The organism is Variovorax paradoxus, assembly GCF_009755665.1.
In the GTDB taxonomy this organism is placed as follows: domain Bacteria; phylum Pseudomonadota; class Gammaproteobacteria; order Burkholderiales; family Burkholderiaceae_C; genus Variovorax; species Variovorax paradoxus_G.
The window spans coordinates 1718965-1741988 of record NZ_CP046622.1; the positions used below are offsets into that span (position 1 = coordinate 1718965).

Genomic DNA, 23024 nt, shown 5'->3' on the forward strand with positions numbered 1-23024 from the left:
CGAGAGTTGTGCCGGCGCGGCCGGCAGGGGAACACGCGATTGTACCCAAGGGGGCACCGCGGTGCCCGCAGCCTTTCGTATGCCATTGCGGGGAATCCGGAACCGCGCCGTCCGCTCATCGGTGCGCCCTTTGCCGGGCGCTCCGGGGGCACCCGCGGCCATTCGGTTCCCCGCCCTAAAATGCCCGATTTCATACTTGTCCTCTCGCATGCCCAAGGTCCCTTCTTCCGCCGCCTCCAGCCCGGCGCCCACGCCCGACACCGGGCCGCTGCCGGCCAGCTACGAAGCCGGGCTCCAGGAGTTGGAACAATTGGTTGCAGAGCTCGAGTCGGGCCAACTGCCGCTCGACCAGTTGCTTGGCAGCTACCAGCGCGGTGCCGCGCTGCTCGCCTTCTGTCGCGAGAAGCTCCAGGCGGTCGAAGACCAGATCAAGGTGCTGGACGCGGGCAGCCTCAAGCCCTGGACCGCCGAATGAGCGCCGCTGTGGCCGATTGGGACGCCGCCCGGCTGGCAGGCTGGAGCGAGCCGCATCTGGCGCGTGTCGAAGCCGCGCTGTCGCGCTGGGTCGGCGTCGATGCACCGGTGCTGCTCGGCGATGCCATGCGCTATGCCGTGCTCGACGGCGGCAAGCGGCTGCGGCCTTTGCTGGTGCTGGCCGCGAGCGAGGCAGTGGGCGGCAATGCGGCTGCGGCGCTGCGCGCGGCCTGCGCCACCGAACTCATCCATGCCTACTCGCTGGTGCACGACGACCTGCCGAGCATGGACAACGACGTGCTGCGGCGGGGCAAGCCGACGGTGCACGTGAAATTCGGTGAGGCCGATGCACTCCTGGCCGGCGACGCCCTGCAGGCACTGGCCTTCGAACTGCTCACGCCCGAAGGCGATGAGATTCCCGCAGTCACACAGGCCACGCTGTGCCGCCTGCTTGCGCGTGCCGCGGGCAGCCAGGGCATGGCCGGCGGGCAGGCGATCGACCTTGCCAGCGTGGGCTTGGCCCTGAACGAAGCGCAGTTGCGTGAAATGCACCGCCTGAAGACCGGCGCGCTGCTGCAGGGCAGCGTCGAAATGGGTGCGGCCTGCGCTGCCAGCGTGGCGCCCGCCGCACTGGCCGCCCTGCGCGACTACGGCGCGGCCATCGGCCTGGCGTTCCAGGTGGTGGACGACATTCTCGACGTGACCGCCGATTCGGAAACTCTCGGCAAGACGGCCGGCAAGGACGCGGCCGCGGACAAGCCCACTTATGTCTCGCTGTGGGGCCTCGACGGCGCGCGTGCGCAGGCAAAACAGCTGCTTGCCGAATCGCTCGCTGCGCTCGAGCGCAGCGGCCTGGCCGAGACCGCGGCACTGCGCGCGCTGGCCCACATGGTCGTCGACCGCGACCGATGAACTGCTGAACAGATGGACAAGAAGAACCACGACGCTCCCATGGCCCCGCTGCTTCCCACGCTCCACGATCCCTCGCCCATCCGCCAGTTCGACCGGGCCCAGCTCAAGCAGCTGTCCGACGAAGTGCGCGCCTGCGTGCTCGACAACGTTTCGCGCACCGGCGGGCACCTGAGTTCCAATCTGGGAACGGTGGAGCTCACGGTCGCGCTGCACCATGTGTTCAACACGCCGCACGACCGGCTGGTGTGGGACGTGGGCCACCAGACCTATCCGCACAAGATCCTCACGGGCCGGCGCGAGCGCATGCCCACGCTGCGGCAGATCGGCGGCATCTCGGGCTTTCCGCAGCGAAGCGAGAGCGAGTACGACACCTTCGGCACCGCGCACTCGTCCACCAGCATCTCGGCCGCGCTGGGCATGGCCATGGCCGCCAAGCAAAAGGGCGAAGACCGCCATGCGGTGGCCATCATCGGCGACGGCGCGCTCACCGCGGGCATGGCCTTCGAGGCGCTCAACAACGCCGGCGTGTGCGACTGCAAGCTGCTGGTGATCCTGAACGACAACGACATGTCGATCAGCCCGCCGGTCGGCGCGCTCAACCGCTACCTTGCGCAGCTGATGAGTGGCAACTTCTACGCCGCAGCCAAGAACGTGGGCAAGAGCGTGCTGCGCGCCGCGCCGCCGCTGTTCGAGCTGGCCAAGCGCTTCGAGCAGCATGCCAAGGGCATGGTGGTTCCGGCCACGCTGTTCGAGCAGTTCGGCTTCAACTACGTGGGCCCCATCGACGGGCACGACATCGATTCGCTGGTGCCCACGCTCGAGAACCTCAAGCACCTGGACGGCCCGCAGTTCCTGCACGTGGTCACCAAGAAGGGGCAGGGCTACAAGCTGGCCGAAGCCGACCCGGTGGCCTATCACGGCCCCGGCAAGTTCGATCCTCAGGTGGGGCTGGTCAAGCCCGCCGCCGTGGCCAAGCAGACATTCACGCAGGTCTTCGGCCAGTGGCTGTGCGACATGGCGGCGCATGACGGCCGCCTGGTGGGCATCACGCCCGCCATGCGCGAAGGCTCGGGGCTGGTCGAGTTCGAGCAGCGCTTTCCCGACCGCTACTATGACGTCGGCATTGCCGAGCAGCATGCCGTGACCTTTGCGGCCGGCCTTGCATGCGAAGGCCTGAAGCCGGTGGTCGCCATCTATTCGACCTTTCTGCAGCGCGCCTACGACCAGCTGATTCATGACGTGGCAATCCAGAACCTGCCCGTGGTGTTTGCGCTCGACCGCGCGGGCCTGGTGGGTGCCGATGGCGCCACGCATGCGGGCGCGTACGACATCCCGTTCCTGCGCTGCATTCCCAACATGAGCATTGCGTGCCCGGCCGACGAACGCGAATGCCGGCAGCTGCTGTCGAGCGCCTACGAACAGAACCATCCGGTAGCGGTGCGCTATCCGCGCGGAGCGGGCGCCGGCGTCACGCCGCACCTGGCGCTCGATGCGCTGCCGTTCGGCAAGGGCGAAGTGCGCCGCGAAGGCAAGCGCATTGCCATCCTCGCGTTCGGCACCTTGCTGTACCCCGCGCTCACGGCAGCCGAATCGCTCGACGCCACGGTGGTCAACATGCGCTGGGCCAAGCCGCTCGACGTCGAGCTGCTGCTGCAGGTGGCGGGCACGCACGACGCCATCGTCACGCTCGAAGAGGGCGCCCTCATGGGCGGCGCAGGCAGTGCGGTGCTCGAGGCGTTGCAGGCGGCCAACGTGCAGAAGCCGGTGCTGCAGCTGGGCTTGCCCGACCGCTTCATCGAGCACGGCGATCCGGCCAAGCTGCTCGCGTCCATCGGCCTCGACGCGGCCGGCATCGAAGCCTCCATCGCTCGGCGCTTCGGCTCCGTCGCAGGGTAAACCCCGGCGAGCAGCCTGTAAGCAGGTTTTTACAATCGCGGCGACTCACGAAAGTCGTCAACGCGGCCACAAGCCGCGTTTCGTTTTTTCCAATGCACTCGGAGTGAATTTCAATGGATCGTCGTTCCCTCATTAAAAACGCCGGCATTGCCGGCGTTCTGGCCGCCGGCATTGCGCCCGCAGTTCATGCGCAAGCCGCCGTCCGCTGGCGCCTGGCCTCCAGCTTTCCCAAGTCGCTGGACACCATCTATGGCGGCGCGGAAGTGTTTGCCAAGGCGGTCAAGGCCATGTCGGGCGGCAAGTTCGAGATCTCGGTTCATGCCGGCGGCGAGCTGATGCCTCCCTTCGGCGTGGTGGACGGCGTTCAAAACGGTTCGGTCGAGATGTGCCACACCGTGCCTTACTACTTCTACGGCAAGAACCCCGCATTCGCGCTGGGCTCGGCCATTCCGTTCGGCCTGAACTCGCGCCAGATGAACGCGTGGATGATGCACGGCAACGGCCGCAAGCTCATGAACGAGTTCTACGCCAAGTACAACATGCTGAGCCTTGCCGGCGGCAACACGGGCTGCCAGATGGGCGGCTGGTATCGCAAGGAAATCAAGTCGCCTGCCGACTTCAAGGGCATGAAGATGCGCCTGGGCGGCGGCCTCATCGGCGACGTGATGACCAAGCTCGGCGCGGTGCCGCAAAGCATCCCCGGCGGCGAGATCTACCAGTCGCTCGAAAAGGGCACGCTGGATGCCGCCGAGTGGGTCGGTCCTTACGACGACCAGAAGCTCGGCTTCAACAAGGTTGCGCCGTTCTACTACTACCCCGGCTGGTGGGAAGGCGGTCCTGAAGTGGACTTCTTCATCAACCAGAAGGCGTTCGACGGCCTCTCGGCAGAGAACAAGGCCATCGTGGAAGCCGCTGCGGCCGTTGCTTCGTCCGACATGCTCGCCAAGTACGACGCGCTGAACCCCACCGCGCTGAAGCAGCTGGTGGCGTCCAAGACCAAGGTGCTGCCGTTCTCGCAGGCCGTGCTCGACGCCTCCTTCAAGGCCTCGATGGAAGTGTTCGCAGAGAACGACGCCAAGAGCCCCGAGTGGAAGAAGATCTACGCCGACCTGCGCACTTTCCAGCGCGACCAGGTGCTGTGGTTCCGCTTCGCCGAATCGGCTTTCGACAACTTCATGTCCAAGCAGAAGCTCTGATCCGCGGCTTCGGCCCGGCAAAGAAAAAGCCCGCATCGCGCGGGCTTTTTTTCGTCTGGGGCCTGCGCGGTGCGCAGGCCCTGGGGCACGGGTAAGGGCCTTACTTCTTTTCCCGTTCCATCGACTCCAGCATGGCCTTCATCGGGTCGTCCTCGGCCGCGGGAGCTGCGGCACCGCCCTCAGGCGCGGAGGCTCCGGATTCCGGTGCGGGCGCAGTGCCCGCGTCGGGCGCGGGCACTTCGGGCGCGGGAATCTCGGGCGTCGAGCCCGGCATGTTGGCTTCCATCTCGCGCATGACCTTGTCGAGGTCGTAGACCTCTTTTTCGTCCAGACCGCTCGACACGATGCCGGGGAACGCAATGATCAGGCCCACCATCGTCAGCTGGATCACCAGGAACGGCACGGCGCCCCAGTAGATCTGCATCGTGGTGACGGGTTCGATCATCTGGCCCGTGACGCGGTCCTTGTAGGCCTTGGTCGGCGCCACGCTGCGCAGGTAGAAGAGCGCAAAGCCGAACGGCGGATGCATGAACGAGGTCTGCATGTTCACCGCGAGCAGCACGCCGAACCAGATCAGGTCGATGCCCAGCTTGTCGGCCACCGGGGCCAGGAGTGGCACCACGATGAACGACAACTCGAAGAAGTCGAGGAAGAACGCCAGGAAGAACACCATGACGTTCACCACGATCAGGAAGCCCAGCTGGCCGCCCGGCACCTTGGCCAGCAGGTGCTCGACCCAGCGCGGTCCGTCCACGCCCTGGAACACCAGGCCGAAGATCGTTGCGCCGATCAGGATGAACACCACGAAGCACGACAGCTTGGTGGTGGTGTTGAGCGCCTGCTTGAGCAGCGACATGCTCATGCGCCCACGTACCGTAGCCATGATGAGCGCGCCCATGGCGCCCATGGCGCCGCCTTCGGTGGGCGTTGCAACGCCCAGGAAGATGGTGCCGAGCACCAGGAAGATCAGCAGCAGCGGCGGAATGAGCACAAAGGTCACGCGCTCGGCCATGCGCGAGAGCAGGCCCAGGCGCGTGACGCGGTTGATGACCGCGATGACCAGCGCCAGCAGCACGCCGGCGCACATGGAGACGACGATGGTCTCGTCGGTGGCCACGCGCGTGACTTCTTCGCCCTTCCACCAGGTGTGGATGTCGGCGATGTGCCGTGCGAACCACACCGATGCAACCACGCAGACCGCGGTGAGCACCAGCAGCGAGGGGCCGCCGCTCTTGCCGTTGTCTTCGCGCATCGTGCGTGCTTCCGGCGGCAGGGCCGGCACCCATGCCGGCTTGAACAGCGCAAGCAGGATGACGTAGAGCGCATACATGCCCATCAGCAGGAAGCCGGGCAGGAAGGCGCCCTTGTACATGTCGCCGACGCTGCGGCCGAGCTGGTCGGCCAGGATGATCAGCACCAGCGAAGGCGGAATGATCTGTGCAAGCGTGCCCGAGGCCGCGATCACGCCCGTCGCCAGGCGCCGGTCGTAGCCATAGCGCATCATGATCGGCAGCGAGATCAGGCCCATCGAGATCACCGAGGCAGCCACCACGCCGGTGGTTGCCGCGAGCAGCGCGCCCACGAACACCACGGCCAAAGCGAGGCCGCCGCGAATCGGTCCGAACAGCTGGCCGATGGTCTCGAGCAGGTCTTCGGCCATGCCGCTTCGCTCGAGGATCAGCCCCATGAGCGTGAAGAAGGGAATGGCCAGCAGCGTGTCGTTCTGCATGATGCCGAAGAGCCGCAGCGGCATCGCCTGCAGCAGCGCCTCGGGCAACAAGCCGAGCTCAATGCCGACGAAGCCGAAGAACAGGCCGCAGGCGCCAAGGCTGAAGGCAACGGGGAAACCGACCAGCAGAAAGCAGATCAGGCCCGCGAACATCAGCGGGGCGTAGTTCTGGGTAATGAATTCCATGATGTTCCGGTTCAGCTGGACTTGGTTTGCGCTTCGGCCAACCGGCGGATCGACTCGGCAAGCTCTTCTTCAGCGGTTTTTTCGCCTCGCTTGGCCGTCGGGTCTTCGATGCGGCCTTGCAGGAAGGCAATGCGCTTGATCAGCTCGGACCATCCCTGCAGCATCAGCAAGCCGAAACCGAGCGGAATCATTGCGTAGACCGGCCAGCGGATCAGGCCGCCCGCGTTGTTCGACATTTCGCCCGAGCGGTAGCCCTGCATGAAGAACGGAATGCCGTACCAGAGCACGGCCAGGCAGAACGGGGTGAGAAAGAAGACAAATCCGATGATGTCGATCCAGATCTGCCCGCGCTTGGACAGCTTTCCGGCGAGTACGTCGACCTTCACGTGCTCCTGGTTCAGCAGCGTGTAGCCCGCCGCAATCAGGAACGATGCCGCGAACAGGTACCACTGGACCTCGAGATACGCGTTGGAACTGACGTTGAAGGCCTTGCGGACCACCGCGTTGATGGCGCTGATGACCGTGGACGCCAGGATGAGCCAGATCACGTACTTGCCGATCTGGCCGTTCAGCCAATCGACCGCGCGCGAAAATCTGAGCAGGAAATTCATGCTCTTCTCCAGAAGAATGGATGCTTGGATGCAGAAGCGGTCCGGACTCGGCCGGCAGGCGGCGGTCGGGGCTTTTGCGGACGCGCGATTTTATCGGCGCGGGGAGCCGTTTTCAGGCGGGGCCGGGCGGTGTATTCCCGTAGACGCGCTCGCCGTGCGCCGCACTGGTGCCGCGGCTCGCCATAATGAAACATGCCATCGTCGCCGCCCCTGCTGCCCACGGGCCTGCCGCACTCCATCGATTCGCCCGACATGCGGCGAGCCGGCCGCGAGCTGCTGTCGCTGGCCCTCATGGACGCGCGCAACCACACGCTTCACCTGCTGTCGCTTTATGAAGAGGCGCTGGGTTCGTCCAGCCTTGCGGTGCCGCGCACCGAAGACGCGGGCGTGGTGCCGCCGGTCTGGCTGGCAGGGCACATCGGCTGGTTCGCCGAATGGTGGATCGGCCGCAACACGCAGCGTGCTTTCGGCGCCGATTGCCCGGTGCGCCCGACGCGGCTGGCCGCCATCGATCCCCACGCCGACGACTGGTGGGATCCCGCCCAGGCCACGCGGGAGCGGATCTGGTCGCCCGACCTGCCGGACCTTGGCCAGACCAAGGCCTACCTGCTCGAAACGCTCGAAAGCACGCTCGAGCTGCTCGAGCATGCGGCCGAGACCGACCCGGGCCTGTACTTCTATCGCCTCGCGCTTTTCCACGAAGACCTGCGCGGCGAGCAGCTCATCGTCATGGCGCAGACGCTGGGGCTGTCCCTCGGCATCGAGCCGCTGCCGGTCTCGGTCACGCGCGAGCCGCTGGTGCTGCCTTCCACGCAGTGGGAACTCGGCCTGCCCGCCGACTGCGGATTCGCCTTTGCGCAGGAGCAGGGCGCGCATCTCGTCGACGTGCCCGAATTCGAAATCGACGCCCAGCCCGTCACCTGGAACCAGTACATCGAGTTTGTCGACGAAGGCGGCTACGACCGCGAGGAGCTCTGGCATCCGGAAGGTTGGCGCTGGCTTTCCGCGCAGATCGAGGGGCGTCGCGGGCCGCGGCACGTCGAGCAGATCGGCGCTGCCCGCAACGGCACCGGTGGCTCGGTGCTGCAGCACCGTTTCGGTGCAACCGTGCGTGCGGCCGGCCACCACGGCGCGGTGCACCTGAGCTGGTGGGAGGCCGATGCCTGGGCGCGCTGGGCCGGCCGGCGCATCGCGACCGAGGTCGAATGGGAGATTGCGGCGCACACGGCCGCACGGCGCGGCTTTCGTTGGTCCGACGTGCATGAATGGACCGCGGGCACGCTGCGGCCATGGCCCGGCTTCAGGGCCGACCCGTGGAGCGGCGGCGGAGAGTTCGACCCGACCGCGGCATTCGGCCGGGCCCGTGTGCTGCGCGGCGCCTCGTTCGCGACCCGCGCCCGCTTGCGCTCGCCGCGACGCCGCGGATTTGCGCTGCCGGGCCGCGATGACGGTTTCTTCGGGTTCAGAACCTGTAGCCTGTGACTCATCCCAGTCTTCGCGCACTTCGTGTCGCTTCAACAGCCGCCGTCATCTGACGACAGCGGCGGCGCCACTTCCTCCAGCGGCTTGCGCTCCGCATCGGCCGCATAGCGCAGCGCCAGCAGGCCCGCGACGATGACCAGCGCGGCGCCGATGAGATAGCCCACCATCACGGCGCCCCGGCTCCCGGTTTCGATGAGCGCGCCGAACAGCACCGGCGCCACGAAACCGCCCGCACCCATGCCGATGGCGTAGAAGATGGCGATGGCCATCGCGCGCATCTCGAGCGGGAACACTTCGCTGACCGTGAGATAGGCGGAGCTGGCCGCTGCCGAGGCCAGGAAGAACACCGCCGACCAGCACAGAGCCTGGCTGCGCGCGTCGAGCCAGCCCATCATGAAGGCCCAGCCTGTGAGCGCGAGCCCGACGCCGGCCAGCACATAGGTCAGCGCGATCATCTTGCGCCGGCCCACGCTGTCGAACAGCGGTCCCAGCAGCAGCGGCCCCAGCACGTTGCCGAGCGCGAACGGAAAGATATACAGCGCCACGTTGTCTTCAGCCACGCCGTAAAAGCGCGTGAGCACCAGCGCATAGGTGAAGAAGATCGCGTTGTAGAAGAAGGCCTGCGACACCATGAGCGCCACCGCGACCACGCTGCGCTCGCGGTAGCGGCGCAACAGCACGTGCGCCACTTCGCGCATTGTTGGACTCCGACGATTCCCAACGTAGGCGACGCGGCCCTGCGCGGCAGGCAGCCGCCCATGCTGCGCCTGCACCTCGGCCTCGATGGCCTCGACGATACGCAGCGCCTCGTCGGCGCGGCCGTGCGCCATCAGCCATCGCGGGCTCTCGGGCACGTTGCGCCGCACCAGCAAGATGGCCACTGCCAGCACCGCGCCCAACGCAAAGCCCGCGCGCCAGCCCCACACTGGCCCGATCACTCGCGCATCGAGCAGCACCAGGCTGAGCGCGGCCCCGAGCCCTGCGCCAATCCAGAAGCTGCCGTTGATGGCAAGGTTCACGCGGCCGCGCACGCGTGCCGGAATGAGCTCGTCGATGGCCGAGTTGATGGCCGCGTATTCGCCGCCGATGCCCAGCCCCGTGATGAAGCGGCAGAGCACAAAGAAGGCAAAGTCCGGCGAGAACGCGGTGGCCAGCGTGCCCAGCGTATAGACCACGAGCGTGACGAGAAACAGTTTCTTGCGCCCGAGCCGGTCGGTCAGCCGGCCGAAGAGCAGGGCGCCGACGACCGCGCCGGCAATGTAGATCGAACCCGACCAGCCGATCTGGGCGGCGCTGAGGCCCAGCGTGTCGGGCCGCTCGAGCACGGCGCCTATGGAGCCCACCAGCGTGACCTCGAGGCCGTCGAGCACCCAGGCCACGCCGAGGGCAATCACCACGCGCCAGTGCCAGCGCGACCATGGGAGGCGGTCGAGCCGGGCCGGAATGTCGCTGTGCACAGCATCCGTCATGGGCACAACCTTAACTTATTGGCCCGCCGGCGTGGCCTTCGACTGCAATTTCAGTGCTTGTGTGCCTTCTCGCGCTGGAAGGTCCACCACGGGAGCAACTCGCGCAACGACTGCACTTCGCCGCTGCCTGCGGCTTGGTAGCCGGGCAAGGTGCCAAGCAGGTGCTGCCAGCTTGCACTCTGCAGCACCGCGACCAGCGCCTGCATTGCAGGCTGTTCGAGTGCCGACTTCAGGCAGGCCAGGTGATAGCGCTCATGCACCAGCGGCACGAATCCGAGGCCCTCGGCGTGGGCGGCCGATTCAACCCCGAGTCCGGCATCGGCTTGGCCCGAAGCCACAGCGTGCGCCACGGCGGCATGCGAGGTTTCGCAGCGTTCGTAGCCCATGAGCGCAGCGGCATCGAGGCCCGTTTGCGACAGCAGTTCATCGAGCAGCACGCGCGTGCCGGTGCCGATGGCGCGGTTCACATAGCGTGTGCGCAGCCGCGCCACATCCGCCAGCGAGCGCAGTCGCAACGGATTGCCGGGCGCCACGAGCAGGCCCTGCGTGCGCCGCGCAAAGCCGATGAGCTTGTGCTGCCCGGGCTTGAGCAGCGGCTGGTAGGTGCGTTGCGCCAATGAGCCCTGCGGCGGATGCTCCAGTGTGTGAAAGCCCGCCATCACGCAGCGGCCCTGGTTCAGCGCGCGTATCGCATCGACACTGCCCGTGAAGTGAATGTCCAGGTGCAGTTGCGCAGTGCCCGCCGCATGCGTGCGCAGCAGGGCCAGCGCATCGTCGTGGCTTGCCTGCAGGCTCAGCACATGGGTGCGGTCGTCGAAGGCGAGGGCGAAGGCACGCTCGAGTTCGGCATGCAGCGCTTCGATCTGCGGCGCCAGCCGCGCCTGCGCCTGGCGCTCGGCCCACAGCAGCTTGTCGCCGAATTCGGAAAGCTGCGCACGTTGGCCCTGCTCGCTCTGTACCAGTGCGTGCCCGAGCGTCTGTTCCCAATGCTTGAGCTCACCCCACACATGGCGGTAAGACAAGCCGAGCGCGCGCGCCGCGGCCGAGATGGAGCCATGCTCGCGCACCGCCTGCAGCAGTTGCATCAGTGGATTGCGAATCTGCCGCGAACCGCTGCGGCGGGGACGGATCGCGTAGGAAAGGTCGATCTGTTGCACGGGGGCTGGCGGGAGGGAAATGAAGGCGGGCTCATTATGCAGAGCCGCCCATCGCCAACCGCCGCCGCCGTGCGCTAGTTCGTTTCGGCCAGTGCGTCGGCCAATGCGTTGACCAGGCGGTCGATCTCGGCTTTCTCGGCAATGAAGGGCGGCGCGAGCTGGATCGTGTCGCCGCCGTAGCGCACGTAGAAGCCCTTCTTCCAGCAGTTCATCGCAATCTCGTACGGACGGCGCGCCGGCTCGCCCGGCAAGGCAGCGATGGTGATGCCCGCAGCCAGGCCGTAGTTGCGGATGTCGGTGACGTGCTTGCTGCCCTTGAGGCTGTGCACCGCATTCTCGAAATGCGGCGCAAGCGTTTTCACGCGGTCGATCATGTCTTCCTTCTGCAGCACGTCGAGCGCGGCAATGCCGGCAGCGCACGCCACCGGGTGCGCGCCGTAGGTGTAGCCGTGCGGAAATTCGAGCATGTAGTCCGGCCCGCCGGCTGCCATGAAGGTGTCGTAGATGTCCTTGCTGGCAACCACCGCGCCCATCGGCTGCGCGCCGTTGGTCACCTGCTTGGCAATGTTCATGATGTCGGGCGTCACGCCGAAGGCCTCGGCGCCCGTGAGCGCGCCGCAGCGGCCGAAACCGGTGATCACTTCATCGAAGATCAGCAGGATGTTGTTCGCGGTGCAGATGTCGCGCAGCCGCTTCAGGTAGCCCTTGGGCGGAATCACCACGCCGGCCGAACCCGCAAACGGCTCGACGATCACCGCCGCGATGTTCGATGCATCGTGCAATGCAATCAGGTCGAGCAGGCGGTCGGCCAGCTCGGCGCCATTCTCGGCCATGCCGCGCGTGAAGGCGTTAGCCGCAATCTGCGTGTGGGGCAGGTGGTCGGCTTCCACGCCCTGGCCGAAAAGCTTGCGGTTGGCTGCAATGCCGCCCACCGAAATGCCACCGAAGTTGACGCCGTGGTAGCCCTTTTCGCGGCCGATCAGGCGCGTCTTGCTGGCAAGGCCCTTGGTGCGCCAGTAGGCGCGCGCCATCTTCAGCGAGGTGTCGGCGGCTTCGGAGCCCGAACCGGTGAAGAACACGTAGTCCAGGCCCGCGGGCGTCAGTTCCTTGATCTTGTTGGCCAGCTCGAAAGAGAGCGGGTGGCCGAACTGGAAGGCGGGCGAATAGTCGAGCTTGGCGATCTGGCGGCTCACGGCCTCGGTGATCTCCGGCCGGCCATGGCCAAGGCCCGAGCACCACAAGCCCGAAAGGCCGTCGAAGATCTTGCGACCGTCGCCATCGGTGAAGTAGGCGCCCTTGGCTTCCACGATCATGCGCGGATCGGCCTTGAAGTTGCGGTTGCCGGTGTAGGGCATCCAGTGCGCGTCGAGCCATGCGGCGTCGGTACGCAGGGCGGGCATCGGTTCGATGGCGGGTGTTGCAAGGGTCATGGCGCTTCCCGCGCAACGCGGGCTCCAGAAGGGTGATGAGGTGTGCCGATTGTTGGCAAGGGCTTCAGTGTGGAGAATGGCGCAATATCAATGTTCACTTGACGTTTCATGCAAGTAAAAGCCAAAGCCCAAAACAGTGCGCAGGGCACGCGCAACCGGGCCGTTCTGGGGCAGCTCAGCGACATGGACCTGCGCCTGCTCAAGGTGTTCAAGAGCGTGGTCGATTGCGGCGGCATGGCGGCAGCGGAGCTGGAGTTGAACATCGGCACCTCCACCGTGAGCCGGCATGTGAAAGACCTGGAGACGCGGCTCGGCCTGGTGCTGTGCCGGCGCGGACGGGCCGGCTTTGCCCTCACAGCCGAGGGGCAGCGGGTGTACGACGAAACGCTGCGACTGCTGGCCTCGGTGGATGCCTTTCGCGGCAGCATCGACGACATTCACAACCGCATGGGCGGGCAGTTGGAGGTGGCGCTGTTCGACAAGACTGCCACCAACCCGAAGACGCGCATCGGCGAGGCCATTGCCCGCTTCACCGAGATCGCGCCCGAAGTGAACCTGGCGGTGCATGTAGGTTCGATCAACGCCATTGAGCAGGGCGTGCTGGAGGGCAATTTCCAGATCGGCATCATCCCGGCGCACCGTGCGTCGAAGAGCCTGGTGTACGCGGATTTGTTCGATGAGACGATGCTGCTTTACTGCGGCAAGGGGCACCCACTCTTCGACAGCGACAACGCAAAGCTCACATGGGCCAAGCTGCGGGAGCACCACTTCGCGGGACTGGGCTATCACTCGCCCAATATGGAACTGAGCCACCGGGCCAAGCTCTCGCGCAAGGCGACGGGCTTCGACCAGGAGGCGATTGCGACGCTGATTCTTTCGGGGCGATTCCTGGGTTTTCTGCCCGACCACTATGCGCAGGTGTTCGAGGAGCGGGGGCTCATGAAGCCTGTACTGCCGGCACGGTTCAACTACGCGTGCCGGTTCGTGAGTTTGCTGCGGCGGTCGCCCAAGCCGTCGCGGGCTGTGTTGGCGTTTCAAGCGTGTCTGGAGAAGGCGCACGCCTGAATTCGGGGCGGCGCACCCGCCGACGGGGTACCTTTCTCCGCGAATGTCCCCCGGCCTGCGGCCTCCTCCTTTATTTCGCTGCGCAAGGCACCCCGCCAGCGGGTGCGTTATGCGGAGCGGTCGTTGATCAGCGGAACACCAGCAGCGTGCCCAGGTGCAAAGGGCATCGGGTGCTCCGCGCAGCGAAATAAAGGAGGAGGGGCGCAGCCCCGGGGGACATTCGCGGAGGGGAGTACCCGGTGGCCTTTGCACGCGCCCGGAATCAACGCTGCCCACTAGGCAGCAACAGATGCTTCGCCCCGATATGCGCCTCCATCTCATGCATGTGCGCCTCGGCATCGACCATGTGCTCGGCCATCAGCCGGCGCACCTCATCCGCATCTTCCCGGCGGTAGGCCGACAGCAACTGCGTGTGGTAGTCGACATTGGCCTCGCCAAAGTGGTGATGGTCGAGCGCCTTCTTGTAGACCACTAGGTCGCGCAGCAAGTCATTCAGGAAGCGGCACATGAATGACAGCACCGGATTGGGGCAGGCCTCCGCCAGCATTGTGTGAAACGCGAGCTCGGCCTCGCGCTGCGTGCGCAGTTCGTCTTCGTTCGTGGGCTCCAGCGTGCAAAGGCGCACATTCGCTTCCAGCCGTTCGAAATGTTCGGGCGTGAGTTTGCCGATCACGCTCACCGCCAACTCGGGCTCCAGCACCTTGCGCAGTTGGTAGATGTGGTGGCCGTCCAGGTGATGAAAGTGCAGAAAGTTGCGTAGCGGCTCCGACGCATGGTCGACCGACACCTGCTGCAGATAGGCCCCGCCACCCGGCCCCGTGCGGATGGAAATCAGCCCGCGAACTTCCAGCGCCTTCAAAGCTTCGCGCACCGTGCTCTTCGAGTAGCCGAAGAGCTCGATCAGCTCCTTCTCATTCGGCAGCCGATCGCCCGGCTGCTTGCGCTCGGCAACGATCCAGCGCTTGACGTCCTCGACGATGACGTCGGAGAGCTTCTGCCGCTTGGGGCGGTTCTGCCCGAATGCCATGGCGTCCTGCGTCGATTTCATGCGTAGCGAGTCATTTTCGAGAGTGATGAGGCATCTGGAGCAGGTATCGGGCCCGGACCTTCTCCGAATTTTGGCACGACCATTGCTAGCGGGTTTTTACCAGCATATTAATCCTATTTATCCGCTTAAATTTGCAGCCGACCTGAGGCCGCACCTTTCTCTTACCTCCCCAAACCACGTCCGGAGAATTCCATGCAACGCAGACACCTTCTTCAGCTCGCAGCCCTGTCGGCTGCTCCCGCCTCGCTCCTGGCCGGCCGCGCCGCCTTTGCGCAATCGGCCGAGGCCATCCGCTTCGGCTGCCCGGTTCCCATGTCGGGCGCCTTTGCGGCCAACGGCAAGTTCGCCGACCTCGGCATGAAGCTGGCCATCGAGCAATACGGCAGCGTGCTCAAGCGCCCGCTGGCCTACACCGTGCTCGACACCGAAGGCAAGCCGGCCACCGCCGTTCGCAAGGTGCAGGAAGCCTCGCAGCAGCAAGGCGCCAAGTTCTTCGCAGGCGGCATCCTGTCGTCCGAAGCGCTGGCCATGGGCAAGGAGGCCGAGAAGGCCGGTGGCGTCTTCATCACCACCGCGGGCGCCGACGAGATCACGGGCAAGGACTGCAACCCCGCCACCTTCCGCTGGTCGGTGCCCACCTTCGGCGCCATCGAGCAGACCGTGCGCCCGCTGATCGCATCCATGCCCAAGGCCAAGCGCTGGTACACCATCACGCCGCAGTACGTGTTCGGCGAAGGCCTCTTGGGCGCGGCCAAGAACATCTTCCAGGAGAAGGGCATCGAGCACGTGGGCAACAGCTACCACTCGCTCAACGAGAAGGAGTTCAGCGGCTACCTCACCAACGCCATGGCGGCCAAGCCCGATGTGCTGCTGCTGCTGAACTTCGGTGCGCAATCGTCGGCCGCGCTGCGCCAGGCGGTGAGCTTTGGCATGCACAAGAACATGACCATCCTCATGGCCTGGGCCTCGGGCCTGGAGCAGTTCGACGAACTCGGCGCCGATCTGTGCGACGGCGTCTACTTTGGCGCGCAGTACTGGCACACCGCGGAGACGACGCTCAACAAGGAGCTGGTGAAGCTCACGTCCGACAAGCTCAAGATCGTGCCCAACTACAGCCTCGCGGGCTCGTATGTCTGCACCAAGATCCTCATCGACGGCATCGTGAAAGCCGGCACCGTGGACCAGAAGGCCGTGATCGCCGCGCTCGAAGGCATGAAGTACGAAGGGCTCACGGGTACGGAAGAAATCCGCAAGACCGACCACCAGGTCGTCAAGGACTACTACCTGCTCAAGGGCAAGGCCAAGTCGAAGATGAAGAACGCGGCCGACTATGTGGACGTGGTGAGTTCGGGCAAGTCGTTCCTCCCCATCGACAAGACCGGCTGCAAGCTGGCCTGAGGTCGCAAGAGGACACCGGCGCGCCCATGACCGTCTACCTGCTCCAGACCATCAACGGAATCGGCATCGGCATGCTGTATTTCCTGCTGGCCGTTGGCTTGTCCATCGTGTTCGGCCTGTTGCGCTTCGTGAACTTTGCGCACGGGGCCTTCTATCTGCTGGGCGCCTACCTGTGCTTCCAGGCCATGCAGTGGGGCCTCGACTTCTGGGCTGCGCTGGTGCTGGTGCCGCTGTTCGTGGGCGCGCTCGGCTGGCTGGCCGAGAAGCTGCTGCTTCGCCGCGTCTATGCCAAGGCGCACGAGTTCCACATTCTCGTGACCGTGGGGCTTGCGCTCGCGGTGCAGGAGATCGTCATCGTGTTCTGGGGGCCGCTCGGCAACAGCGTGGCCACGCCCGACCTGCTGCAGGGCGTGGTGATGTGGGGCAGCTTCATCTATCCCAAGTACCGGCTGTTCGTGATCGGCTTCACCGCCGTACTCGCGGTGCTGCTGTGGTGGGTGCTCGAAGGCACGCGGCTGGGCAGCGCGGTGCGCGCGGGCAGCGAATCGACCGAGATGGTGTCCCTGCTCGGCATCAACGTGTTCCGCGTGTTCAGCCTGGTGTTTGCATTGGGCGCAGCTACCGCGGCGCTGGCGGGCGTGCTGGCCGCGCCGATCCGCGGCGCGGAGCCGTTCATGGGCGTGGAGGCGCTCAGCGTCGCGTTCGTGGTGGTGGTAATCGGCGGGCTCGGCAGCTTCGGCGGCGCGCTGGTGGGCGGCCTCTTGATCGGCATCGTGCAGAGCCTCATGAGCACCATCTGGCCGCCGGGTGCGAGCCTGATGATCTACGTTGCAATGGGCGCCGTGCTGCTCTTGCGTCCGCATGGCTTGCTCGGCCGCAGAGGATGAACATCGCCATGCCAAGAAAAATCACTTTCCTCCTGGCGCTGATTGTTGCGCTGGGCCTTCCGCTGGTGCTGCGCTCGGGCTCGCTCGCGAGCGAGGTGCTTATCTATGCGCTTGCCGCACTGGGCTGCAACCTGCTGCTGGGCTACACGGGCCTGCTCTCTTTCGGGCAGGGCATCTTCTTCGGGCTGGGCAGCTACACCATCGCCATCCTGCTCACGCGGCTTCAGCTGCCAATGCCGCTCGCGCTGCTGGCGGCCATCGCCATGGGGGCGCTCGGCGCGGCGCTGGTCGGCTGGGTGGCCATCCGCCAGCGCGGCACCTACTTCGTGATGCTGACGCTGGCCTTTGCGCAGATGTTCTACTTTGTGGCGTACACCGCTTCGGGGCTCACGGGCGGCGACAACGGCCTGCTCGACGTGCCGCGCCCCGCCTTCATGGACACGCCCTGGAAGTACTACGCCTTTGTGGCCGTGGTGTTCCTCATCGCCTTCGGCCTGCTGCTGCGCGTGACCGATTCGGTGTTCGGCCGCACGCTGCTCGCCATTCGCGACAACGAGGACCGCGCCGCCGCGGTGGGCTACGACCTCAAGCGCTTCAAGCTGCTGGCCTTCGTGATTTCAGGCGCCGTCACGGGCTTGGCAGGCGGCCTGCACGCGATGATGACCGGCATTGCGCCGCTGTCCAATGCCGAGTACCACACGAGCGAAATGATCCTGGTCATTACCGTGATCGGCGGTACCGGAAACCTCTTTGCCTCGGTGCTGGGCTCGGCCTTCTATGTGCTGCTGGCCGACTGGCTTTCCACGCTGTGGCCGCGATGGCTGCTGTTGCTGGGGCTCTTGCTGATCGGCGTGAGCATTGGCATGCAGCGCGGGCTGTGGGGGCTGGGCGAGAGCGTATGGCGCCGCGTGTTCCGCAAGGATCCGGCCGCCAAGAACGCACCGCAGGCGACAGCCGCGCAGGGAGAAAAGGCATGAGCGAAGAACCGGTACTCATCGAAGCCATTGGCGTTACCAAGCACTACGGCAAGTTTGCCGCGCTCGGCGGGGTCGACCTGAAGATCAGGCGCAACACGGTGCACTCGGTCATCGGCCCGAACGGCGCCGGCAAGACGACGTTGTTCCACATGCTCACGGGCACCGGCACCACCACCGGCGGCCGCATTTTGTTCGACGGGCACGACGTGACGCGCGAGCCCGATCACAAGCGCGTGCAGCGTGGCATGGCGCGCTCTTTTCAGGTGACCAGCCTGTTCGCGAGCTTGCCGGTTCGCGAGAACCTGCGCGTGGCGGCGCAGGGCATTGCGCCGCGACAGGCCATGAACTGCTGGCGCGCGCCGGTCGGCGAACGCGCCTGCGCGGAAACCGTGGCCGAGGTGCTGGCACGCGTGGGCCTGGAGCGGCTGGCCGATGTGCCCGCCAGCGAGTTGTCGCATGGCCAGCAGCGCCGCCTCGAAGTAGGCATGGCGCTGGCTGCCAAACCCAAGGCCATCTTCCTGGACGAGCCGACTTCGGGCATGGGCATCGACGACCTCGACGACATGAAGCGGCTGATCCGCGGCCTGCGCGATGCGCACACCGTGGTGCTGATCGAGCACAACATGAACATCGTGATGGACATTTCCGACACCGTGACCGTGATGCAACTGGGCCGCGTGCTGGCCGAAGGGCTGCCGGGCGACATCCGCGCCGATGCGCGCGTGCGCACGGCCTACCTGGGGAACATGATCACCGGGGGCAAGGCATGAGCGGGAAGAACATTCTCGAAGTCGAGGCGCTGCACGCGCACTACGGCAAGAGCCACGTGCTGCAGGGCGTGTCGATGACGGTGGGCGAAGCCGAACTCGTCACGCTGCTCGGCCGCAACGGCGCGGGCAAGTCGACCACGCTCAAGAGCATTGCCGGTGCGGTCACGCCAACCAGCGGCCGCGTGCGCTTTCAAGGGGCGGACATCGCAGGCATGCCGCCGCACCGCATTGCCACGCGCGGCGTGTGCCTGGTGCCCGAGCACCGCGGCGTCTTCAAGCTGCTGACGGTCGAAGAAAACCTGCTGCTCGGTCAGCGGCGTGATTCGCCCTGGCAGCTGGACGACATCTACCGGATCTTTCCGCGCCTGAAGGAGCGGCGCCGCAACGGTGGAGGACAGCTTTCAGGCGGCGAGCAGCAGATGCTGGCAATTGGCCGTGCGCTCATGAACCACCCGCGCCTGCTGATTCTCGACGAGCCCGTGGAAGGCCTTGCGCCGGTCATCGTGGAAGAAATCGTCGCGCAGCTCAAGCTCATCAAGGCAGCCGGCGTGGCCATTCTGCTCGTGGAGCAGAACCTGGAAGTCTGCGTGCAACTGGCCGATCGGCACTACATCCTGGAGCAGGGCGTGGTGGTGCACGAGGCCGGCAACGCCGGCTTCATGGCCGACCATGATGTGAAAGACCGCTACCTGGGCGTGGGCCTTGCTTGAGGCCTTCGAACCCCGTTTTCTTTTTTGCAAAGCCATGAACTCAACAACCCAACTCCGCATCAATGGCGAGCGCCTCTGGAGCTCGCTGATGGACCTGGCGAAGCTCGGCGCGACCGAAAAAGGCGGCGTCTGCCGCATTGCGTTGACCGACCTCGACAGGCAGGGCCGGGATCTCTTCACCCGCTGGGCGCGCGAGGCCGGCTGCGACGTGCGTGTCGACCAGATCGGCAACATCTTCGCGCGCCGCCCTGGTCGCGACAACACGCTCCCGCCGGTGGTTACGGGCAGCCACATCGATACCCAGCCCACGGGCGGCAAGTTCGACGGCAACTATGGTGTGCTGGCCGGGCTGGAGGTGATCCGCAGCCTGAACGACGCCAAGGTGGTGACCGAGGCGCCGCTGGAAATTGCGGTGTGGACCAACGAAGAGGGCTCGCGCTTCGTGCCCGTGATGATGGGCTCGGGTGTGTTCGTGGATGCCTTCACGCTCGAGCATGCTCTGGCGCAGCGCGACACCGAGGGCATCAGCGTGGCCGAAGCGCTCGCTTCCATCGGCTATGCAGGCACGGCGAGGGCCTCGGCCGCCGCTTCGCCGGTGGGCGCGTATTTCGAGGCGCACATCGAGCAGGGGCCGGTGCTCGAGGCGAATGAACGTGTCATCGGCGTGGTCGAGGGCGCACTGGGCCAACGCTGGTACGACGTGGTGGTGCAGGGCATGGAGGCCCACGCCGGCCCCACGCCCATGGAGTTGCGCAAGGACGCACTGCTCGCGGCTTCCGAGCTCGTGATCGAAGTCAACCGCATCGCGCTGGCCCATTCGCCGCATGCGCGTGGCACGGTGGGCTGGATCGACAACTATCCGAACTCGCGCAACGTGATTCCGGGTCGCGTGAAGCTCAGCGTCGACCTGCGCGCAGCGGACGACGTGGTGCTTTCGGCCATGGACGCCGAGCTGAAGGAGGCCGTGCAGCGCATCGCCGCCAAGGCCAAGGTCGAGGCCACGGTGGAGCAGGTCGTCTACTTTCCGCCGCAGCCCTTCACGCCCACGCTGGTGTCGGCCATTCGAGAGGCGGCGCAGGCGCAGGGCATGACCTGGATGAACGTGATCAGCGGTGCGGGGCACGACGCGGTGTACCTGGCGCGCGTGTGTCCCACGGCAATGATCTTCGTGCCGTGCCTCGACGGCATCAGCCACAACGAGATCGAGGATGCGCAGCCCGACCATCTCGAGGCCGGCTGCAATGTGCTGCTGCAGGCCATGCTGCAAAGCGCCGGAGTGGCGTCGCAATGAAGGTGCTGATTGCAAGGCTCAACCACGAGACCAATACCTTCTCGCCGGTGCCCACGCCACTGGCTGCCTTCGGGCCCGACGGCCCCACGTTCGGCGAGCAGGCCTACAGGGACAACAAGGGCATGCGCACTGCCATGTCGGCCTTCATCGACCTGGCCGAGCAGGCGGGTGCGACGCTGGTCACGCCGGTGTCGGCCTCGGCCAACCCCAGCGGTCCGGTCGACGCAGAGGCCTACACCACGCTCACGCAATGCATCGTCGATGCGGCACCGGGCTGCGATGCGATCCTGCTCGACCTGCATGGCGCCATGGTGGCGCAGAACAGCGCGGACGGCGAGGGCGACCTGCTGGTGCGTCTGCGCGCTGCGGCACCCGGCGTGCCCATTGGCGTGGCGCTCGACCTGCATGCCAACGTCACGCCCGCGATGGTCGGCAATGCGGACGTGATCGTCGGCTTCAAGACCTACCCGCACATCGACATGTACGAGACGGGCGAGCATGCCGGCCGGCTGCTGCTCGATCTGCTCGCGGGTCGCAGCAAGCCCGCGATGCGGTGGCACCCGCTGCCGTTGATGGCGCACACACTGCGCAGCGCATCGTTCACCGGCGCAATGCAGCGGGCCATCGAGGCGGCACGCGAGTCCGAAAAATCGGAATCGCTCGCGGTCTCGATCTTTGCCGGCTTCTCGCTGTCGGACATCGAGGCGCCCTGCATGAGCGTGGTGGCGGTCGATGCGCAATCTCCCGAGCGTGCGCAGGCCACCGCCGACCGCATTGCGGCGCAGATGTGGGAAGAGCGCGAAGCATTCATCTACCGCAGCGAGCCGCTGGCTGAATCGGTCGCGCGCGCGAAGACGATCGCCGAGGGCGCGACGCGTCCGGTGCTGCTGCTCGACCATGGCGACAACTGCATGTCGGGCGGCAGCTGCGACACCATGGACGTGCTGCAGGAAGCGCTGGCGCAGGGGCTCGACGGCATCGGCGTGGGTCCGCTGTGCGACCCCGAGGCCGTGGCCGAGCTCATTGCGGCGGGCGAGGGCGCGACAGTCACAGTCGAGCTCGGCAACAAGGTGTCCTTGGAAGGCATCGGCTTGTCGAAGAAGCCTGTGGCGCTGACTGGCACGGTGCGCACCATCTCCAACGGCGAATACGTGATCACTGGCCCCACCTACACAGGCCAGCGCAGCAGCATGGGGCGCACGGTGCTGTTCGATATCGGCGCAGCACGCATCGTGGTGACGGAGCGCACGCAGGAGCCCTGGGATATCGGCGTTTTCGAATGCGCGGGGCTCGACCCTCGCAAGGAGCGGTTTCTGCTCCTCAAGTCGCGCATGTATTGCCGGCCGGTGTTCGAGCCGATCTCGGCCGCCCTCGTCGAGTGCGACAGCCCGGGCGTGACCAGTTCGGACTACAGCCTGTTCCCGTTTTCGAAGGTGCGCAGGCCCGTGTTTCCGCTCGACGCGATCTGATGGGACGGAGTACCAACCTACCTATGCAAAAGATTGCATAGGTAATTGGGGGTACACCCCGATACTGCGGCGCTTCCACCCATGAAGCCCACCCCGTGAACACCTTTGCACAGAGCGCCGTCGCGGCCTGGCAGCTGCTCGTGTCGGGCGATCCGGTGCTGCTGGCCATTGTCGGGCGGTCGCTCGCGGTCAGTGCCAGCGCGTGCGCGCTGGCCTGCGGGCTGGGCCTGCTGCTCGGGGCCTGGCTTGGCGTGGCGCGTTTTCGCGGCCGCGCCGCGCTGCTCACGGTGCTGAACACGCTGCTGGCGCTGCCGTCGGTGGTGGTCGGGCTGGTCATCTACCTGCTGCTGTCGCGCTCCGGGCCGCTCGGGTTCCTGGGCTGGCTTTTCTCGTTCAAGGCCATGGTGCTCGCGCAGACCGTGCTGGTGCTGCCGGTGGTGACGGCACTCACGCGTCAGACCATCGAAGACGCCGAGCGCGCACACGGCGAGCAACTGCGCTCGCTGGGCGCCGGCCCGCTGGTGCGCGCGCTGCTGCTGGTGTGGGACGAGCGCTACGCGCTGCTCACCGTGCTTATCGCGGCCTTCGGCCGCGCCGTTTCGGAAGTGGGCGCGGTGATGGTGGTGGGCGGCAACATCGACGGCTTCACGCGCGTGATGACCACCGCCATCGCGCTCGAAACCAGCAAGGGCGACCTGCCGTTGGCGCTGGCGCTGGGCATCGTGCTGCTGGGCGTGGTGCTGGTGCTCAACCTGGCCATTGCCGCCGTTCGCGGCTGGCGTGAACGGGTCGACGGCGGCGGGGGCGAAGGCAGCGGCCTTGCGGCCTGGCGCCGGCCGGAGGTGCGCCCGTGAACGAACAAGCGCA

The 23024-nt window shown here is 66.1% G+C and carries 20 protein-coding genes; 14 read left to right on the plus strand and 6 right to left on the minus strand.

Annotated elements, in window-relative coordinates:
* Positions 1-208: 208 nt before the first annotated feature.
* The 4 genes from xseB to GOQ09_RS08025 all read left to right on the plus strand — a co-directional run bounded on the left by xseB (position 209) and on the right by GOQ09_RS08025 (position 4478).
* Positions 209-475, plus strand: coding sequence for an exodeoxyribonuclease VII small subunit (xseB, locus tag GOQ09_RS08010; protein WP_126749770.1), 267 nt, complete (start codon positions 209-211; stop codon positions 473-475).
* Positions 472-1386: a polyprenyl synthetase family protein gene (locus tag GOQ09_RS08015; RefSeq protein WP_157612959.1), complete on the plus strand. Its 915-nt coding sequence runs from the start codon at positions 472-474 to the stop codon at positions 1384-1386. The genes xseB and GOQ09_RS08015 overlap by 4 nt, the downstream gene beginning before the upstream one ends.
* A gap of 39 nt (positions 1387-1425) precedes the next feature.
* Positions 1426-3282 carry a 1-deoxy-D-xylulose-5-phosphate synthase gene (gene dxs, locus GOQ09_RS08020; RefSeq protein ID WP_157616620.1) on the plus strand — a complete coding sequence of 619 codons (1857 nt, stop codon included), beginning with the start codon at positions 1426-1428 and terminating at the stop codon, positions 3280-3282.
* 113 nt (positions 3283-3395) lie between these two features.
* Positions 3396-4478, plus strand: a complete 1083-nt coding sequence (locus tag GOQ09_RS08025; protein ID WP_126749767.1) for a TRAP transporter substrate-binding protein — start codon at positions 3396-3398, stop codon at positions 4476-4478.
* A 100-nt stretch (positions 4479-4578) separates the two neighbouring features.
* Here the strand turns inward: GOQ09_RS08025 and GOQ09_RS08030 are convergent, their stop codons facing one another.
* On the minus strand, positions 4579-6393 hold the full coding sequence (locus GOQ09_RS08030; protein ID WP_157612960.1) for a TRAP transporter large permease: 1815 nt from the start codon (positions 6391-6393) through the stop codon (positions 4579-4581).
* Between the two features lie 11 nt (positions 6394-6404).
* Positions 6405-7004 (minus strand): TRAP transporter small permease subunit, encoded by a 600-nt coding sequence (locus GOQ09_RS08035; protein ID WP_157612961.1) that lies wholly within the window; start codon positions 7002-7004, stop codon positions 6405-6407.
* Between the two features lie 192 nt (positions 7005-7196).
* Here GOQ09_RS08035 and GOQ09_RS08040 point away from each other — a divergent pair, with 192 nt between their 5' ends.
* Positions 7197-8486, plus strand: a complete 1290-nt coding sequence (locus tag GOQ09_RS08040) for an SUMF1/EgtB/PvdO family nonheme iron enzyme (RefSeq protein WP_157612962.1) — start codon at positions 7197-7199, stop codon at positions 8484-8486.
* Positions 8487-8518: 32 nt separating this feature from the next.
* Here the strand turns inward: GOQ09_RS08040 and GOQ09_RS08045 are convergent, their stop codons facing one another.
* The 3 genes from GOQ09_RS08045 to GOQ09_RS08055 form a co-directional block, all read right to left on the minus strand.
* Positions 8519-9955 (minus strand): MFS transporter, encoded by a 1437-nt coding sequence (locus tag GOQ09_RS08045; protein WP_157612963.1) that lies wholly within the window; start codon positions 9953-9955, stop codon positions 8519-8521.
* A 50-nt stretch (positions 9956-10005) separates the two neighbouring features.
* On the minus strand, positions 10006-11112 hold the full coding sequence (locus GOQ09_RS08050; RefSeq protein ID WP_157612964.1) for a substrate-binding domain-containing protein: 1107 nt from the start codon (positions 11110-11112) through the stop codon (positions 10006-10008).
* A gap of 74 nt (positions 11113-11186) precedes the next feature.
* Positions 11187-12542, minus strand: a complete 1356-nt coding sequence (locus tag GOQ09_RS08055) for an aspartate aminotransferase family protein (RefSeq protein WP_157612965.1) — start codon at positions 12540-12542, stop codon at positions 11187-11189.
* Positions 12543-12650: 108 nt separating this feature from the next.
* On the opposite strand from GOQ09_RS08055, the gene GOQ09_RS08060 reads away from it, so the two are divergent.
* Positions 12651-13607, plus strand: a complete 957-nt coding sequence (locus GOQ09_RS08060) for a LysR family transcriptional regulator (protein ID WP_157612966.1) — start codon at positions 12651-12653, stop codon at positions 13605-13607.
* A gap of 262 nt (positions 13608-13869) precedes the next feature.
* Here GOQ09_RS08060 and GOQ09_RS08065 read toward each other — a convergent pair whose 3' ends face one another.
* Positions 13870-14655, minus strand: coding sequence for a FadR/GntR family transcriptional regulator (locus GOQ09_RS08065; protein ID WP_185868190.1), 786 nt, complete (start codon positions 14653-14655; stop codon positions 13870-13872).
* 192 nt (positions 14656-14847) lie between these two features.
* Here GOQ09_RS08065 and GOQ09_RS08070 point away from each other — a divergent pair, with 192 nt between their 5' ends.
* The 8 genes from GOQ09_RS08070 (at position 14848) to GOQ09_RS08105 (ending at position 23011) form a co-directional block, all read left to right on the plus strand.
* Positions 14848-16053 carry an ABC transporter substrate-binding protein gene (locus GOQ09_RS08070; RefSeq protein WP_157612967.1) on the plus strand — a complete coding sequence of 402 codons (1206 nt, stop codon included), beginning with the start codon at positions 14848-14850 and terminating at the stop codon, positions 16051-16053.
* A 26-nt stretch (positions 16054-16079) separates the two neighbouring features.
* The gene (locus GOQ09_RS08075; protein ID WP_012746725.1) at positions 16080-16940 is read left to right on the plus strand and encodes a branched-chain amino acid ABC transporter permease; all 861 of its coding nucleotides are present in this window, start codon (positions 16080-16082) and stop codon (positions 16938-16940) included.
* 8 nt (positions 16941-16948) lie between these two features.
* Positions 16949-17917, plus strand: coding sequence for a branched-chain amino acid ABC transporter permease (locus tag GOQ09_RS08080; RefSeq protein WP_157612968.1), 969 nt, complete (start codon positions 16949-16951; stop codon positions 17915-17917).
* Complete coding sequence (locus GOQ09_RS08085) at positions 17914-18687, plus strand: ABC transporter ATP-binding protein (RefSeq protein ID WP_157612969.1); 774 nt, start codon at positions 17914-17916, stop codon at positions 18685-18687. The genes GOQ09_RS08080 and GOQ09_RS08085 overlap by 4 nt, the downstream gene beginning before the upstream one ends.
* Positions 18684-19397, plus strand: a complete 714-nt coding sequence (locus GOQ09_RS08090) for an ABC transporter ATP-binding protein (protein ID WP_157612970.1) — start codon at positions 18684-18686, stop codon at positions 19395-19397. Before GOQ09_RS08085 ends, GOQ09_RS08090 begins: the two co-directional genes overlap by 4 nt.
* Before the next feature lie 34 nt (positions 19398-19431).
* Positions 19432-20688 (plus strand): Zn-dependent hydrolase, encoded by a 1257-nt coding sequence (locus GOQ09_RS08095; RefSeq protein ID WP_157612971.1) that lies wholly within the window; start codon positions 19432-19434, stop codon positions 20686-20688.
* Positions 20685-22157 carry a M81 family metallopeptidase gene (locus tag GOQ09_RS08100; protein ID WP_157612972.1) on the plus strand — a complete coding sequence of 491 codons (1473 nt, stop codon included), beginning with the start codon at positions 20685-20687 and terminating at the stop codon, positions 22155-22157. The genes GOQ09_RS08095 and GOQ09_RS08100 overlap by 4 nt, the downstream gene beginning before the upstream one ends.
* A gap of 95 nt (positions 22158-22252) precedes the next feature.
* Positions 22253-23011 carry an ABC transporter permease gene (locus GOQ09_RS08105; RefSeq protein WP_157612973.1) on the plus strand — a complete coding sequence of 253 codons (759 nt, stop codon included), beginning with the start codon at positions 22253-22255 and terminating at the stop codon, positions 23009-23011.
* The last annotated feature ends 13 nt before the right edge of the window (positions 23012-23024 follow it).